This window comes from Mannheimia sp. (genome assembly GCF_056854775.1).
In genome coordinates, this window is the sequence record NZ_JBXGGI010000098.1 from 22566 (window position 1) to 37569 (window position 15004).

At 41.5% G+C, this 15004-nt stretch carries 15 protein-coding genes, 3 tRNA genes and 2 rRNA genes; 11 read left to right on the plus strand and 9 right to left on the minus strand.

The window, feature by feature from the left end; translation table 11 throughout:
• Positions 1 to 22: 22 nt before the first annotated feature.
• The 5 genes from ACJHV0_RS06745 to ACJHV0_RS06765 form a co-directional block, all read right to left on the minus strand.
• Entirely contained in the window at positions 23 to 1396 is a 1374-nt protein-coding gene (locus tag ACJHV0_RS06745) for a sulfatase family protein (RefSeq protein WP_483133735.1), read from the minus strand.
• Between the two features lies 1 nt (position 1397).
• Positions 1398 to 2900, minus strand: a complete 1503-nt coding sequence (locus ACJHV0_RS06750) for a tripartite tricarboxylate transporter permease (protein WP_483133736.1) — start codon at positions 2898 to 2900, stop codon at positions 1398 to 1400.
• Between the two features lie 15 nt (positions 2901 to 2915).
• Entirely contained in the window at positions 2916 to 3371 is a 456-nt protein-coding gene (locus tag ACJHV0_RS06755) for a tripartite tricarboxylate transporter TctB family protein (RefSeq protein WP_483133737.1), read from the minus strand.
• Between the two features lie 53 nt (positions 3372 to 3424).
• Positions 3425 to 4390, minus strand: a complete 966-nt coding sequence (locus tag ACJHV0_RS06760) for a tripartite tricarboxylate transporter substrate binding protein (RefSeq protein ID WP_334232221.1) — start codon at positions 4388 to 4390, stop codon at positions 3425 to 3427.
• A gap of 120 nt (positions 4391 to 4510) precedes the next feature.
• Positions 4511 to 5608 (minus strand): anaerobic sulfatase maturase, encoded by a 1098-nt coding sequence (locus tag ACJHV0_RS06765; protein WP_483133738.1) that lies wholly within the window; start codon positions 5606 to 5608, stop codon positions 4511 to 4513.
• Positions 5609 to 5737: 129 nt separating this feature from the next.
• On the opposite strand from ACJHV0_RS06765, the gene ACJHV0_RS06770 reads away from it, so the two are divergent.
• Positions 5738 to 6553: a sulfite exporter TauE/SafE family protein gene (locus ACJHV0_RS06770; protein WP_483133739.1), complete on the plus strand. Its 816-nt coding sequence runs from the start codon at positions 5738 to 5740 to the stop codon at positions 6551 to 6553.
• 102 nt (positions 6554 to 6655) lie between these two features.
• Here ACJHV0_RS06770 and ACJHV0_RS06775 read toward each other — a convergent pair whose 3' ends face one another.
• Complete coding sequence (locus tag ACJHV0_RS06775) at positions 6656 to 7411, minus strand: M48 family metallopeptidase (protein ID WP_334233605.1); 756 nt, start codon at positions 7409 to 7411, stop codon at positions 6656 to 6658.
• A 54-nt stretch (positions 7412 to 7465) separates the two neighbouring features.
• Positions 7466 to 7993, minus strand: a complete 528-nt coding sequence (ppa, locus tag ACJHV0_RS06780; protein ID WP_025235170.1) for an inorganic diphosphatase — start codon at positions 7991 to 7993, stop codon at positions 7466 to 7468.
• Between the two features lie 209 nt (positions 7994 to 8202).
• On the opposite strand from ppa, the gene ACJHV0_RS06785 reads away from it, so the two are divergent.
• The 10 genes from ACJHV0_RS06785 (at position 8203) to ACJHV0_RS06830 (ending at position 14116) form a co-directional block, all read left to right on the plus strand.
• Positions 8203 to 8278 (plus strand) — tRNA-Lys (locus ACJHV0_RS06785).
• Positions 8279 to 8300: 22 nt separating this feature from the next.
• Positions 8301 to 8376, plus strand: a tRNA-Lys gene (locus ACJHV0_RS06790).
• Between the two features lie 22 nt (positions 8377 to 8398).
• Positions 8399 to 8474, plus strand: a tRNA-Lys gene (locus tag ACJHV0_RS06795).
• 90 nt (positions 8475 to 8564) lie between these two features.
• On the plus strand, positions 8565 to 9614 hold the full coding sequence (mltG, locus tag ACJHV0_RS06800) for an endolytic transglycosylase MltG (RefSeq protein ID WP_483133740.1): 1050 nt from the start codon (positions 8565 to 8567) through the stop codon (positions 9612 to 9614).
• Positions 9615 to 9624: 10 nt separating this feature from the next.
• Positions 9625 to 10245: a dTMP kinase gene (gene tmk, locus ACJHV0_RS06805; RefSeq protein WP_188157342.1), complete on the plus strand. Its 621-nt coding sequence runs from the start codon at positions 9625 to 9627 to the stop codon at positions 10243 to 10245.
• Positions 10245 to 11222, plus strand: coding sequence for a DNA polymerase III subunit delta' (locus tag ACJHV0_RS06810; protein ID WP_483133741.1), 978 nt, complete (start codon positions 10245 to 10247; stop codon positions 11220 to 11222). Before tmk ends, ACJHV0_RS06810 begins: the two co-directional genes overlap by 1 nt.
• Positions 11223 to 11232: 10 nt before the next feature.
• Positions 11233 to 12021 carry a TatD family hydrolase gene (locus ACJHV0_RS06815; protein ID WP_483133742.1) on the plus strand — a complete coding sequence of 263 codons (789 nt, stop codon included), beginning with the start codon at positions 11233 to 11235 and terminating at the stop codon, positions 12019 to 12021.
• A 10-nt stretch (positions 12022 to 12031) separates the two neighbouring features.
• The gene (locus ACJHV0_RS06820; protein WP_025235165.1) at positions 12032 to 12553 is read left to right on the plus strand and encodes a DUF1523 family protein; all 522 of its coding nucleotides are present in this window, start codon (positions 12032 to 12034) and stop codon (positions 12551 to 12553) included.
• 73 nt (positions 12554 to 12626) lie between these two features.
• Positions 12627 to 13328 carry a UDP-2,3-diacylglucosamine diphosphatase gene (gene lpxH / locus ACJHV0_RS06825; protein WP_025235164.1) on the plus strand — a complete coding sequence of 234 codons (702 nt, stop codon included), beginning with the start codon at positions 12627 to 12629 and terminating at the stop codon, positions 13326 to 13328.
• Complete coding sequence (locus tag ACJHV0_RS06830) at positions 13325 to 14116, plus strand: glycosyltransferase family 2 protein (RefSeq protein ID WP_483133743.1); 792 nt, start codon at positions 13325 to 13327, stop codon at positions 14114 to 14116. Before lpxH ends, ACJHV0_RS06830 begins: the two co-directional genes overlap by 4 nt.
• 203 nt (positions 14117 to 14319) lie before the next feature.
• Here ACJHV0_RS06830 and rrf read toward each other — a convergent pair.
• Positions 14320 to 14435 (minus strand): 5S ribosomal RNA (rrf, locus tag ACJHV0_RS06835).
• A 146-nt stretch (positions 14436 to 14581) separates the two neighbouring features.
• Positions 14582 to 15004: ribosomal RNA gene (locus ACJHV0_RS06840) — 23S ribosomal RNA — on the minus strand; the annotation flags it as partial.

The window sequence follows — 15004 nt, forward strand, 5'->3', positions numbered from 1 at the left end:
TAATGGATGCGATACTGCCAAACTAAATTTGTGTTCCGGCAGGGAAAATTTGCGGTCGTTGCTCTTTGGCAATTTCCATATGGTCGCCCAACTTCTCACGCAATTCGATACGGGCTTGTTCGTAAGCCGGATCTTTCACTAAGTTGTTCAGCTCAAAAGGGTCTTTTTCGAGATCGTAGAGGAAATCTTCCACATAAACCTCGCTGCCTGCCGCTTCGCCACCGCCTAAATGAGGGGCAACGACGGCATAGAGATATTTTTCGGTGCGAATTGCACGTCCGATACGGCTTTCGCTGATTTGAGTGAAGACTTCATTGCGACGGTTCGGATCTTTTTTCTCCACCACATTGTAGAGGTCTTCGCCGATCATTTTATCGCCTACATCAATGCCTGCCATTGCCAAGAAAGTTTTTGGCAAGCTAGCGGTGCTAACTAGCTCTTTAATCCGTTTGCCGCCCACATATTTTCCGCCCGAAATGACGAGTGGAACGTGGCAAGATGAAGAGTGGCAGGAGCGTTTGTAGTCGTCATAACCGTTTAAGTTTTCATCTTTGTTACGAGTCATAAAGTGTGAGCCGTGGTCGGAGGCGAATACGATAATGGTGTTATCGTAAATGCCTTTCTCTTTGAGTTTGTCGATAATTCTCGCCAAATTATCATCCAAGCTGCGGCAACAACCGAGATAATCCGGATACATTTCATCCGCATTACCTTTCAAGACCGCTAAGTCGTGCGGTAATTGATAATTTTGGAAACGGGTTTTCGAACCAATCGGGCCTTCGTAGCAGTGGCGGTCATTTTGGTGATGCGGCTCGATATGTGAAATGGTCATAAAGAACGGTTTGTCGCCTTTATAGCCGTCAAGGTATTCCAACGCATAGTCGGTAATACAATCCACACGGTAGCCTTTGAACTCGCACTTATTCATATTTTCATCGAATACAAAGCCATCATAGCCGTGAGAGGTAAATTCCAGCACGTCAGCCGCACGCCAGAAACCCTCGTAGCCGCCACGGCGTTCCGGTGGGATGGCGGTAACGGTGTAGTCAATGGTTGGTTCTTCTTCCAACTCGCCGTCACTGGCTAAATGCCATTTACCGATATAGGCAGTGTCATAATCGTTTTCGGTGAAGTAGTTGGCAATGGTTTTCACGCCTTCCGGCAATGCCACATTATTGCGGAAACAACCGGTTTCTGTTGGGTAAAGTCCGGTTTGGAAAATAGAACGACACGGACCGCACACAGGTTGAGAAGAGAACGCCTCTTCAAACAATACGCCTTCTTCGGCAAGTTTATCTAAGGTTGGCGTAATGTTTAGCGGTTGCCCGTAAGCGCCGATCGTGTCCCAACGTTGTTGGTCGGTAAAGTAAAAGAGAATGTTTGGTCTTGTTGTCATATTAAACCCTCTGAGCTTTAGATTTTTTATAATTGGTGTAAATAATGCTGATGATCACGCCGAGTATCAGAACACATAGTGCTAATGAAATCGGACGTTCGATGAAAATGCTCCAATCGCCGTCAGAAATCATCAGTGAACGGCGTAAGTTTTTCTCGGTTAATGCCCCGAGTACCAAACCGAGCAAGGTCGGTACGGCGGAGAACCCGAATTTATCCATCACATAAGCAATCGCCGCAAAGCTAATCGCCGCACCGACGTCAAACATATTCTCTTTTAACGAATACGCACCAGCGAAACAGAAAATAGCGATGATTGGGATCAACACCACTTGCGGAATTTTTACCACTTTTACAAATAATTTGAGTAAATACTTGCCTTGAATCAGCATAAAGATATTCACGAAAATTAAGCCGATCATAATCGCATAGACCGCTGTGCCGTGTGTGGTGAACAGGTTCGGGCCCGGTGTTAAGCCGTTCACCATTAACGCCCCGAGCATCAATGCCACTGCCGCATCACCCGGGATTCCTAAAGTCAATAACGGAATGAGAGCCGTGCCGGTAATCGCATTATTTGCTGATTCTGCGGCTGCAATCCCTTCAACTGAGCCATTACCAAACTCTTCCGGTTTTTTCGAGACTTTGCGGGAGAAGTCGTAGCTTAAAAAGGAGGCAATCGAGGCACCGGTGCCGGGAATAATCCCAATCAAAATCCCGGAAAGTGAGCCAATGCTGATCGGTTTTGGCAAACGCCACCATTCAGATTTGCTCAATGTGCCTTTATCCAAGCTGATTGCAGAAGAGTTTGCATTATTTTCGCTTTTTTTGACCGCTTGTCCTTTGTGGATAATCTCAATTAAGGCAAAGAGACCGATCAGCACCACGACTAAATCAAATCCGCTATATAAATTCAGATTATCAAAGGTAAATCGCATCGTATCGCCACTCATTAGGTCGATACCGATAAACGAGAGGAACAAGCCTAAACAGCCGGAAATAATCCCTTTTAACAGGCTTTCGCCACTCACACCGGCAATAATGGTTAAACCAAAGGCACAAATTAAGAAATACTCAGGCGACCCCATTTTCATCGCAATTTTTGCCACTTCGGGTGCTAAGAAAAGCAGCACTAAGGCACTGACTATACCACCGGCAAAAGAGGCGTAAAGGGCAACATTCAACGCTTTTTGTGCTTGTCCACGCAGGGCGAGCGGGTGTCCGTCCATCATTGTGGCGGCGGCGTGCGGTGTTCCCGGTGTTTTAATTAAAATCGCCGAAATTGAACCGCCGTAGCTGCCTGCACAATAGATTCCCAACAGGAACATAAATGAGTGAATGGCATTTAATGAATAGGTAATCGGCAGGAATAGTACTAAACAGAGCATCACTGTTAAACCCGGAATAGAACCAAACACGATACCGAGAAATAACCCCAGATTCATATAGAGGAAACTTTCAAGATTAAAAAACTCATAAAATCCTGAAATCATTAAATCAAACATCGGTTACTCCTTGTTTTAAGGTAATGAAATATGGAGTAAATTTTGGAAAAAGAGCGACAGTAAAACTGAAAATATCGCCACGGTGGCGTAATACTTCAAATTCTTACAGCGGAAGAATGCCAGCAATAAAAAAGCAAAAAGAATGGAGGACACCATAAATGGCAACCAATGCAATAAGCCCCAATAAATTACAAGCGACAATAAAATAAAGGCAGAGTGCATCTCTTCAACAAAGCGAATTTCAATCGTTTTTGTCGGCTGCTTGCGTCCCCATTTGATCAGCTCTTTAATCAATAAAATCAGGCTACATACCGCCATTAAGCCAATAATCAGGCGGGGAAAGGTTTGTGCGGTAATGATCTCTTCGTCATCAGCAATCACAATTTGTGACGGCATTAACCACCACAAAACAAGAGAAAGTATCAAAAAAATCAAGGAGCCGACTAAATCTTGTCTAAGCGTAATTTTCATCGTGATTTCCTTAGGTAAAAAGAGGGCAAACTGATATTTGCCCTCTAACATGATTATTTCACTAATTTAGAGTATTTTTCAGCTTTTGCCATGGTTGAGTCAATGTACTCTTTCACTGCTTTACCGTCCCGAATATCTAGGCGGATACCGATATTTTTTGCGGTTTGTTGTAATTTCGGATTTTCTAAAATTGCTTTCAGTGCATTGTAGTTTTTATCCACGATAGCTTGGTCGGTTCCAGCACGGATAAACACCGCACAGACGTTGGTCATCCAAGTATCAAAACCGTGATCCACTACACTGTCTAAGTTATAGACTTCGTCCTGTAATTTCTTCTCATCGAAGGCAACAACCGGTTTTACATCGCCGTTTTTCACAAATTCACGGGCGAGAGAGGCATGGGTGGTGGCAAAAGTCACTTCACCAGATACCACTGCGGTTAAAGCCTCATTTGCACCTTCATAAGGGATCAGCTTAAATTTACCGCCCATTTCGGTAATCAATGCGGCAGTTTGTAGAGCCTCAGAAGAGTTTGTACCGTTTACACCGACTTTAATTAATTTGCCTTTGGCAATGTAGTCTTTCAGTGTTTCCATACTATCCACTTTGGTTTTCGGGTTTGCCAAAAGCACAAAAGTGGAAGAGTAAATGTTAATCACCGGCACGAAATCATCAAATTTATATGCCACGTTCATTGTGAGAGGGGCAATCGCAAAGCTACCTTCACCGCCTAAAATCAATTTGTGGGTGTTCGGTTTTTCTTTCACATACTCGGTTAAAGCAATCGCACCGCCTGAACCAAGAATGTTATCCGCTAATAGTGGCTGACCATACTGCTCTTTACCATATTCCGACATTGCACGGTTAATTTGGTCGGCTAGACCACCCACCGCCCACGGGGTAATAATTGTTACCGGTGCCGTTGGCCATTCGGTGTTTGCTACCGATTGATTAGCGACCGCAAAAAGTCCAACAGTACAGGCCAAAGCCGTTTTAATGCGTTGTTTCCAAGTTTTCATCATCAACTCCTAATATGTGTGATTAAGTCATCCATAGAATATAAACAAATCATATCAGTCTGTATGACAATGATCATATTTATGATGTGATATAGTTCACAAATTTAACATTTTGTTTGGCTAAACCGCTCTCCGCTGGCGGATTTGGCTCGCCAACTGCTTTAAATAGGGTGCCATATAGGAAAGAGCGGAATAATACGCCTCACAAAGTTGATTGTGCGGTTCGCCAAAACCTTGCACCGTGCGATGTTTTGGGCAGCCGCCATTGCAGGCAAAGCGAAATTCGCAACGCTGGCAACGGGAAGAGACATCTGCCTTGCTTAGCCCAAATTTCTGCTGTTTGTCGGAATAGGTGAGATCTAACAGCGGTGTTTCAATCAAATTACCGAGCTTATATTGCGGATAAACATAGTGATCGCAGCTATAAATATCGCCGTTTTGCTCGATAATCATCTGATCGCCACAGGTTTTACGGAAAATACACAAGCTCGGCTGATAGCCCAAAAACGCCATCATCCACTGCTCAATAAACTGCACGCCGATTTTGCCGATGTCGTGCGGATACCACTGCTTGAAAATCTCAATCATCATCTGCCCGTAATCTTTTGCGGAGGCTTGCTGTGAATAATCGCCCATCAACGGGATAAACTGCATATAGGTCGAACCGATGGATTTCAAATAGCGGTAAATTTCCGCTCCGTGTTGCACATTTTCCTTATGCACCACTGTTAGCGTATTAAACTGCACCTGATGTTTTTTAAGCAACTCTAACGCCTCGAAAACTTGTTGGAACGAGCCTTTCTGGCTTTTGGTGACCCGATAGGCATCGTGCATCTCCTGCGTGCCGTCAATCGAAAGCCCCACCAAAAAACGGTTTTCTCTTAAAAATTCACACCACTCATCATTCAATAAAATGCCGTTGGTTTGCAAGGCGTTATAAATTTGCTTGCCGTTTGCATATTTTTGCTGAAATTCGACCGCTTGTCGGTAAAAATCCAGCCCTGCCAACGTTGGCTCGCCGCCTTGCCACAAAAATGTCACCTCTTTTTGCGGACTTTTAGCCAGGTAATCTTGAATATATTTTTCTAAAATTGCCTCATCCATTCGGCGTTGGTTTAAATGCGGTTTTTCTAAATAGAAACAGTATTTGCAGTCTAAATTACAAATTGAACCCGCCGGCTTTGCCATTATTTGAAACGCATTAAAAATAGGTTGCATACATCACTCCGTACCAAACGACTCAATCATAATCAAAATTATTTTAAGGGGATATGACAATCATCATAACCTAAGGCAAATCAGAAGTCGCACAATAGACTCAAATAAAAGTTTAGACGAGGAAAAAGAATGGCACTCAGTGTAATTTTTATTCTGATTGTATGTGGTTTGTTGGTCAATGTGATGTCAGCCCTATTCGGTATTGGCGGCGGCATATTGATGGTACCGATTTTGCGAACCCTATTTCCCGAACTACCCTTTCAGGTCATTGCTGCCTGTTCGCTCACGATTGTGATGGGCAGTGCCTGTCTTAATTTGATCCGCTTTCGCCAAGAAAAAGAGCAAATTGATAAATCTAACTTGCTTTTTTGGTCCATCAGTATGATTGCAGGGGTACAAATCGGCTTTGAGCTGAGTTTTTTACTTTCTGATCTTGCCATTACTACCGTCTTTTCCGGCACCTTAGCCTTGCTTGCCGTTCGCACGCTATTTCAAAAACGGCGAAATACCGATTATCAGCAGACTAAAAGCCTGAAAGATCTCAGTTATGGTATGGCAAGTTGTGGCTTTGGTGGATTTATCGCCGGCATTACCGGCATTGGTGGTGGCTCGATTATGGCACCATTGGTCGCCCAAATTCGCAGCGTTCACCCAAAACAAATTGCGATTTATACCAACTATATGATGGTTTTTGGCGGTATCGGCAATCTTTTCGGCTACCTTTCCCGAGATCTAGACAAAACGCTCTATCCCTTACCCGGCGGACAAGTTGGTTATGTCAATTTTTCGATTGTGGGAATTGTGATCATCAGCTCTTTTTGCACAAGTTTTATGACACAAAGACTTCGCAGTCACTTAAGTGCAGAGATGATTAATCGCGCCCTTGGCACTCTCTTATTTTTCATTGCAATCTATTATTTCACATTAAATTATTGGTATATCTAATGAGTCACTGATTAGCTTTGAACAAAAAACAAAAATGCTCTTGAATTATCAAGAGCATTTTTTTTGCAAAAAATTAGTAAAAACCAACCGCTTGTCGTCATCTTATTTACGTGCGTTATAAACTTTCATTGCTTCCGGTACAAGACGAGCTAAGTTAGCTTGGCGATCTGCATTTGATGGGTGGGTTGAAAAAATCGATAAACCTGAATCTCCGTTTGCTTTGCTCATTTTAATCCATACATTTGGTGCCGCTGATGGGTTATAACCTGATTCAGCCATCAACATTAAGCCGACTTCATCTGCTTCATTTTCTTGGCTGCGAGAGAATGGCTTAGTAGCAATCAAATCAACACCGGTACTTAATAAACCTTCGGTGCTTATACCTGTTGAAGCTGTTACTGCAATATCTGCAATCGTGCCTACAATGCCACTAATCATCGTTACTGTACGATCCGATTTTCCGTGTTCTTTTAAGGCGTGAGCCATCTCGTGTCCCATCACTACCGCAATTTCATCATTAGATAAATCAAGTCTTTCCACTAAACCGGTATAGAATGCCATTTTACCGCCCGGCATTGCCCACGCATTGAGTTCATCTGATTTTAAAACCGTGATTTCCCAATGGAAAGGCGTACCTGTTGCATTTGACTTTTCTGCGTAAGGCTTCATCTTATGAAATACCGCGTGAACACGTTTTGCGGTAGAAGATGTAGTATCAATCGCATTTTGCTGATGAGCTTGTGATTTTACTTGAGCATAACTGTGAGCCGCCTCTTGGTTAATACTTTCCGTTGTAGCACAAGAGACCATTGCAGTGGCTAAAAAAACTGAAAGACCTAATTTTTTAATAAAATTCATATCGATTTCCCACAAAAAATGCCAAACAAATCTGCTTGGCATTCAGATCAAAAATTATTTTTTAGCACGCTCAAAAGATTCTAAGATTTCTTGGCGGGCTTCATTTACATCACCCCAACCTTCAACTTTTACCCATTTGCCTGCTTCTAATGCTTTATAGCTTTCGAAGAAGTGCTGGATTTGTGCTTTTAATAACGCCGGTAAATCACCTACATCTTTAATGTGGTCGTACTCTTTACTTAATTTCGTATGCGGAACTGCAACTACTTTTGCATCACCACCTGCTTCATCGGTCATTTTTAATACGCCAACCGGACGGCAACGAATTACTGAACCTGGTTGTAATGGGTATGGTGTTGGTACTAATACATCAACCGGGTCGCCGTCTGATGATAATGTATGGTTTACATAACCGTAGTTTGCCGGGTAAAACATTGCGGTTGCCATAAAGCGATCCACAAATAATGCACCTGTCTCTTTGTCCACTTCATATTTGATTGGATCTGAATTTGCAGGGATTTCAATAACAACATAAATATCATCTGGTAACTCTTTACCAGCTGGAACTAATTCTAAGCCCATTTTGATTTCCTTCTAAAATTGATGGTTAAATAAACGGCGTGATTATAGCTTATTTTCATAAAAAGATAAAAGCCCGTTTGTATTTTGTATCAAACTGTTTAATTTTCCGTAAAATTGCTTATAAACCACACACTCAACATTTTTTAGAGAAAAAAAACTTGCCAAACTTTCAAAAATCCGTATGATATGCCCTCGTTACGCAAGATTATGGGTCATTAGCTCAGTCGGTAGAGCAGCGGACTTTTAATCCGTTGGTCGAAGGTTCGAATCCTTCATGACCCACCATTATCTTATAACACCTCTTTGAGGGTCATTAGCTCAGTCGGTAGAGCAGCGGACTTTTAATCCGTTGGTCGAAGGTTCGAATCCTTCATGACCCACCATTATCTTATAATACCTCTTTGAGGGTCATTAGCTCAGTCGGTAGAGCAGCGGACTTTTAATCCGTTGGTCGAAGGTTCGAATCCTTCATGACCCACCATTTATTCAAATCACATTTGCAAATTTTTCTGAAAAAACGACCGCTTTATAGTAAAATTCAACTCGTTTTTCCTTAATTTATTCAATTTCAATGTTAAAAAAAATCCTTATTGCATTAGGTCTAGCCGGTGTTATCGCCTGTGGTGGGCTATTTTATGGCTACCAAAAACTGAATGCCTTAGCAGAACATAAAATTACCGTTCAAGAAAACCAACTTTTTGTGTTGGAAAAAGGTGTTTCTAGCCAAAAACTTGCTACTTTATTAGAAGAACAAGGCATTGTTACGCACAATGATGCGGATCTACTCCCCTATTTGATGCGATTGCACCCTGAATTAAGTAAATTCAAAGCCGGGGCTTATTCTTTAAATGGTTTAACAACCGTAAAAGATTTACTCGCTCATTTAAGTTCAGGGAAAGAAGTGCAATTAAATGTGCAGTTTATTGAAGGCAGAACATTCAAGGTTTGGCGTGAACAACTTAGCCAAGCGAAATATTTACAACAGACACTAAAAGATAAATCAGAAAAAGAAATCGCTGAATTACTGGGTATTCCACACGAAAAAATGGAAGGTTGGATTGCTCCGGATACTTACAGCTACACGCCAAACTCCACAGATTTAGCCTTGCTAAAACGTGCTTACCAAAAGCAGAAAACAGCGTTAGAGCAAGCTTGGCAAAATAAATCGGAAAATCTACCGCTTGCTAATCCGTATGAGATGTTAATTCTTGCATCTATTGTGGAAAAAGAAACCGGCGTTGCAGGCGAACGCCCTCAAGTTGCTTCAGTGTTCATTAACCGTCTACGTATTAAAATGCGTCTGCAAACCGATCCAACAGTGATTTATGGAATGGGTGATCGCTACGATGGCAATATCCGCCGTAAAGATTTAGAAGAAGTAACGCCATATAACACTTATCAAATCGATGGTTTACCACCAACGCCAATTGCAATGCCAAGCGAGGCGTCTATCAAGGCAGTGGCAAATCCTGACGATACGCCGTATTTATACTTTGTAGCCGATGGCACAGGTGGACACAAATTCAGTCGCACTCTGAGCGAGCATAATAAAGCGGTACAAGAGTGGATTCAAATTGAACGTAAACGCAAAAATAATCAAAGTAACGAACAGAAAAAATAGCGAGAAATCTATGCGTGGAAAATTTATTGTGATTGAAGGCTTAGAAGGTGCAGGTAAAACAACTGCTCACCAAGTAATTTTAAAAGAGTTAGAGCAAGCAGGCATTAGTAATATCGTGATGACCCGTGAACCGGGTGGTACTCCTCTTGCCGAAAAACTCCGTCATTTAATTAAGCACGAAACCGAAGAGCCTGTAACCGATAAAGCAGAATTGTTGATGCTCTATGCTGCTCGTGTTCAGTTGGTAGAAAATGTCATCAAACCGGCACTTGCTGAAGGTAAATGGGTGCTGGGCGACAGGCACGATATGTCTTCCCAAGCCTATCAAGGTGGTGGACGTAAACTAGATCGCAAATTACTCGAAACCTTAAAAGAATCAGTGCTTGGCACTTTTGAACCCGATTTAACGATTTATCTCGATCTTGATCCTGTTATCGGTTTAGAGCGAGCCAGAGGCAGAGGCGAATTAGACAGAATTGAACAACAAAGTTTAGATTTTTTCTATCGCACCCGGGAGCGTTATTTAGAACTCACGCAAAATAATGATAAAGCAGTCATTATCAATGCAGAACAATCAATTGAACAAGTTACCGCAGATATTCAACACGCAATCAGAAATTGGCTGAAATAATGTACATTTGGCTTGAAAGCACTTACCAACAAATAATCGCTTCATTTTTAAATGGATACGGACACCACGCCCTGCTGTTTAAAACCGATATCGGACTTGGCACAGACACTTTAATTGAAAAAGTGGCTGAGTGGTTACTTTGCACCGAAAAAACAAGCAACGAACCTTGCTCCCAATGCAAAAGTTGCCAACTTACACAAAGCAAAAATCACCCCGACTTCCATATCTTAGAACCTATTGAGGGAAAAGATATTGGTATCGATCAGGTGCGAGAGTTGATCGCTAACCTACAAAATTTCGCCCAACAAGGTGGTAATACAGTTATCTATATTCGAGGAGTAGATCGCTTAACCGAAGCCAGCAGCAATGCTCTACTCAAAACCCTTGAAGAACCACGTGAGAATGTCTATTTCTTGCTGGAAGCCCCATTGCAATCTACCGTGCTGGCTACCATTCAAAGCCGCAGCCAAACGTGGGTACTTTATGCTCCACAAACTACGGAAGCAATGCAATGGTTGCAAACGGAATTTCCTGCAACCTCAATGCACGAGCTAGAAACCGCTCTCCGCCTTTGTCGCTCTCGCCCACTTATTTGCAAAACTTTTCTGGAAAATGACCGCTTGCAACAACGAAAAGCGTTCCTACAAACCTTCTGGCGTTTCTATAAAAGCCGAGATGTTGTACTACTCTTTCAAGCCTTCGACAAAGAAAAAGAGGATGTTTTACAACAACTTGAATGGCTCGAAAGTTTCTTCAATGATGCTCTCAAATCCAAAATGAACATCATACAAGGTTGGCTCAATCCAGATCTCCAAAATGGAATTATCCCATTTAGTCAGCGACTCACCGCTTACGGATTACTGCAAGGGCAGCAAATCCTCCAACAAACCCAACGAGATTTAGTGCAAATAAATGCGGTAAATCAGGAGTTGATGTTATTGGATTGTTTAACGAAGTTGGTTTTGATTTTTGAATAAAAGGAAAAAAATGAAAGACTTATTTATTATAGATTCACACTGTCATTTAGACTCTTTAGACTACGAAACCCGACATAAAAATATTGATGAAGTGATTGAAAACGCAAAAGCTCGTGGCGTTCATCATTTTCTTTCTGTTTGTACCACTGTTGGGCGTTTTGAAGCAATGAAAAATTTAACTGCTCACCGCAACGAGGTATCACTTTCTTGTGGCGTACACCCATTAAATGTGGAAGATGAACCTTTTGATTACGATAAACTCTTTGAATTTGCTCAAGATCCAAAAGTGGTTGCCATTGGCGAAACAGGCTTGGACTATCACTACACACCAGAAACCAAAGCATTACAGCAATCGCTCTTTGTTCAACAAATCGAAATTGCAAATAAACTGAACAAGCCATTAATTATCCATTCTCGCTCAGCACGCCAAGATACAATGGATATGTTAGAACAAAATAATGCAGAAAAATGCGGTGGTGTTTTGCATTGCTTTACGGAAGATTGGACAATGGCAAAGCGAGCCTTAGATATCGGCTTTTATATTTCAATTTCGGGTATTATTACCTTTCGTAATGCGGAAGAATTACGAGATGTGGTCAGAAAAGTACCATTAGATCGTCTATTAGTGGAAACAGATTCGCCTTATCTAGCTCCCATCCCTTATCGAGGAAAGCCAAATCAGCCTGCTTATGTGAGAGAAACTTGTGAATATGTTGCTACATTAAAAGGGGTTTCAACAGAAGAATTTGCTCGCATTACAACCAAAAATGTGCAAAACTTATTTAAAATTCAATTATAAGGAACAGAATATGAGAATTATGCTCAAATATTTTCTAATTTTAGTCTCACTTGCCTTTTTTATTGTGTTAGGCGGAGCAGTTAATTACGCAATGCCAAGCTATGAAGAAACGCTAGTAACGGGAATGGAAGTTCGCAGAATGGATAAAGACGGCGTGATTAGCAAATCAAACCCTGCTGATGGTCAAGTGCGTGATGTTTACTTCCTCTTTACCGAAGAGCCAGAAACCAAGAAAGTGATGGTGTACCGTAACGAAGATACAGGCTGGGGCTTGCCACCTTATTTCAAATTTGGTTCAGCGGATATCCAAGCCAAAGCACAAGCCTACGCAAATGAGAAACAACGTGTGCAAATTAAATATTACGGCTGGCGTATTAACTGGCTAAATGAATTTAGAAATATTGTTTCTATCAAGCCATTAGCTGAAGCGGAAACTGTAAGTAAACCGATTATGAGCTATGTCCTTTATGCTGTACTCGCTTTCTTATTCTTCCTCTCGGTGCAATTCATTCGCGGCATCTTTAAAGATTAAGCTAATTAAACCTTTGACAAACGGTTCGATTTTGTAAAAAATTGAACCGTTTTCTTTTTATCAAAAATATCAAATGACTTATTATTTTATTGCCGATCTGCACTTAAACGAAAATCAACCTGAAATTACCGATCTTTTTTTGCAATTTATGCAAGAAAAAGCACCGCTTGCTGAGTCAGTTTATATCTTAGGTGATCTGTTTGATTTTTGGATTGGCGATGATGAAGAGTCTGAACTCATTTCAACTGTCAAAAATGCAATTAAAACCCTCACGACAAGCGGTACAAAATGCTATTTTATTTGTGGAAATCGTGATTTTTTAATTGGGAAACGTTTTAGCGAACAAACAGGTATGATTATTTTACCTGATTATCACATCATTGACTTATTCGGCACATCCACATTACTTTGCCACGGCGACACACTTTGTACTGATGACGTAAAATACCAACAATTCCGTAAAAAAGTCCACCAAAAATGGCGACAAACAATCTTTTTAATGTTTCCACTTTCTTGGCGAATTCATATTGCAGAAAAGATCCGCGCTAAAAGCAAACAAGAAAAGCGTGGTAAATCCGCTGAAATTATGGATGTGAATAATGAATTTACATCTCAAATTGTCGCTAAATTCGGCACAAAGCAACTTATACACGGACATACACATCGCCAAGCAATCCATCAACATACTAGCTTTACGCGTATTGTATTAGGCGACTGGAAAGAAAATTACGCTTCTATTTTGAGAGTAACCAAACAAGGGGTAGAATTTATATGATTGATGTCATTATTCCTTGCTACAACGCCGAAAACACGCTTGTTCGAGCCGTTCAAAGTGTATTAAATCAACCGGAATTAAATCTACTATGGCTGATTGATGATGGCTCAACTGATAATACACTTGCTCTAGCCCAATATTTACAAGCCCAAGTACCTGATAAAATTAGAGTAGAACAAATGCCTCAAAATAATGGCGTGGCAAAAACCCGTAATTGGGGAGCATTACAAAGTGAAGCGGATTTAATCGCCTTTTTAGATGCTGATGATGCTTATGAAAACGGAGCATTACAGGTAGCCAGAAAGATTTTTGAATTCAAACCTGAAACTGCTTTGGTTCGCCTGGCATTAACGCCGATTGACTTAGATAAACGCTACAGCACCCACCCCAATTTTGACCAAGCTTGGCAATATATGCGAATGACCTGTGGAGGAAATGTCGTATTCCGTCGCTCATTTTTCTTAGCTTGCGGTGGATTCCCACATCATCAACTCTTTAGAGAATTAGGTGGAGAAGATGGTGCATTAGGCATAGCAACTACACAAATCAGCTCAGTAGCTACAGCATTTAACGATGTTGGTGTTTTACACTACTGCCGAGATGGAATGCACGCCGAAAGATTACTGAATGCGATTTTATTTAATGAAAAAGATCCTAATGTTACTGAAGAAAAAATGAGACAAGCCAATCTAATTACTGAAAATATTGTTAATAATGTTAGAACTCTACAGGGCTGTCTTAATAGTAAAGAAATTGGCATTAAGCCTTACACACTTGAATGGAACTAAAACGAGTTGTAACTTTCCCTTAATAACAATCGGTCATTTTTATACCTTATTCTGCTTCTGCAAAATAACCTTCTATACTAAATAGAATAAAAAACAAAAACCCCTAAGTATCTCTACTTAGGGGCTCTTTATATCTTGTTTATATTTATGTTTATGTCTTCGTTCTTTTCTTCTCTCTCTTCCGCTTTCGCTTCAAATTAAAAACCCGACGATGCTCTACTCTCACATGGCGAATCACCACACTACCATCGACGTTACTGCGTTTTACTTCTGAGTTCGGAATGGAATCAGGTAGAACCACAGCACTATTGTCGTCGGGAAAATCCGTTAAAATCTAAAAACAAGCTGTTACTTTGAGTATTCTTCTCTTTGTTTGTCTTTTCTTTGTTTGTCTTCTGTTTAGTCTTTACTCTACTTCGCTTCTCGTCTTTCTCGCTTTCGCTTCCAAAAACACTTGAGCGTTGTATAGTTAAGCCTCTCGGGCAATTAGTACGTGTTAGCTCAATGTATCACTACACTTACACACCACGCCTATCTACGTCGTAGTCTCCAACAACCCTTACAGACTTATAGTCTGGGAGAACTCATCTCTTGGCAAGTTTCGTGCTTAGATGCTTTCAGCACTTATCTCTTCCGCACGTAGCTACTCGGCAATGCGTCTGGCGACACAACCGAAACACCAGCGGTGCGTCCACTCCGGTCCTCTCGTACTAGGAGCAGCCCCAACCAATTCTCCAACGCCCACGGCAGATAGGGACCGAACTGTCTCACGACGTTCTAAACCCAGCTCGCGTACCACTTTAAATGGCGAACAGCCATACCCTTGGGACCTACTTCAGCCCCAGGATGTGATGAGCCGACATCGAGGTGCCAAACACCGCCGTCGAT

Coding starts and splice junctions, on each gene's coding strand:
- ACJHV0_RS06810 (WP_483133741.1), top strand. CDS start 10,245: ATGTACATTTGGCTTGAAAGCACTTACCAACAAATAATCGCTTCATTT.
- ACJHV0_RS06765 (WP_483133738.1), bottom strand. CDS start 5,608: ATGCAACCTATTTTTAATGCGTTTCAAATAATGGCAAAGCCGGCGGGT.
- mltG (WP_483133740.1), top strand. CDS start 8,565: ATGTTAAAAAAAATCCTTATTGCATTAGGTCTAGCCGGTGTTATCGCC.
- ACJHV0_RS06750 (WP_483133736.1), bottom strand. CDS start 2,900: ATGTTTGATTTAATGATTTCAGGATTTTATGAGTTTTTTAATCTTGAA.
- ACJHV0_RS06830 (WP_483133743.1), top strand. CDS start 13,325: ATGATTGATGTCATTATTCCTTGCTACAACGCCGAAAACACGCTTGTT.
- ACJHV0_RS06745 (WP_483133735.1), bottom strand. CDS start 1,396: ATGACAACAAGACCAAACATTCTCTTTTACTTTACCGACCAACAACGT.
- ACJHV0_RS06815 (WP_483133742.1), top strand. CDS start 11,233: ATGAAAGACTTATTTATTATAGATTCACACTGTCATTTAGACTCTTTA.
- ACJHV0_RS06760 (WP_334232221.1), bottom strand. CDS start 4,390: ATGAAAACTTGGAAACAACGCATTAAAACGGCTTTGGCCTGTACTGTT.
- ACJHV0_RS06755 (WP_483133737.1), bottom strand. CDS start 3,371: ATGAAAATTACGCTTAGACAAGATTTAGTCGGCTCCTTGATTTTTTTG.
- lpxH (WP_025235164.1), top strand. CDS start 12,627: ATGACTTATTATTTTATTGCCGATCTGCACTTAAACGAAAATCAACCT.
- ACJHV0_RS06820 (WP_025235165.1), top strand. CDS start 12,032: ATGAGAATTATGCTCAAATATTTTCTAATTTTAGTCTCACTTGCCTTT.
- ACJHV0_RS06775 (WP_334233605.1), bottom strand. CDS start 7,411: ATGAATTTTATTAAAAAATTAGGTCTTTCAGTTTTTTTAGCCACTGCA.
- ACJHV0_RS06770 (WP_483133739.1), top strand. CDS start 5,738: ATGGCACTCAGTGTAATTTTTATTCTGATTGTATGTGGTTTGTTGGTC.
- tmk (WP_188157342.1), top strand. CDS start 9,625: ATGCGTGGAAAATTTATTGTGATTGAAGGCTTAGAAGGTGCAGGTAAA.
- ppa (WP_025235170.1), bottom strand. CDS start 7,993: ATGGGCTTAGAATTAGTTCCAGCTGGTAAAGAGTTACCAGATGATATT.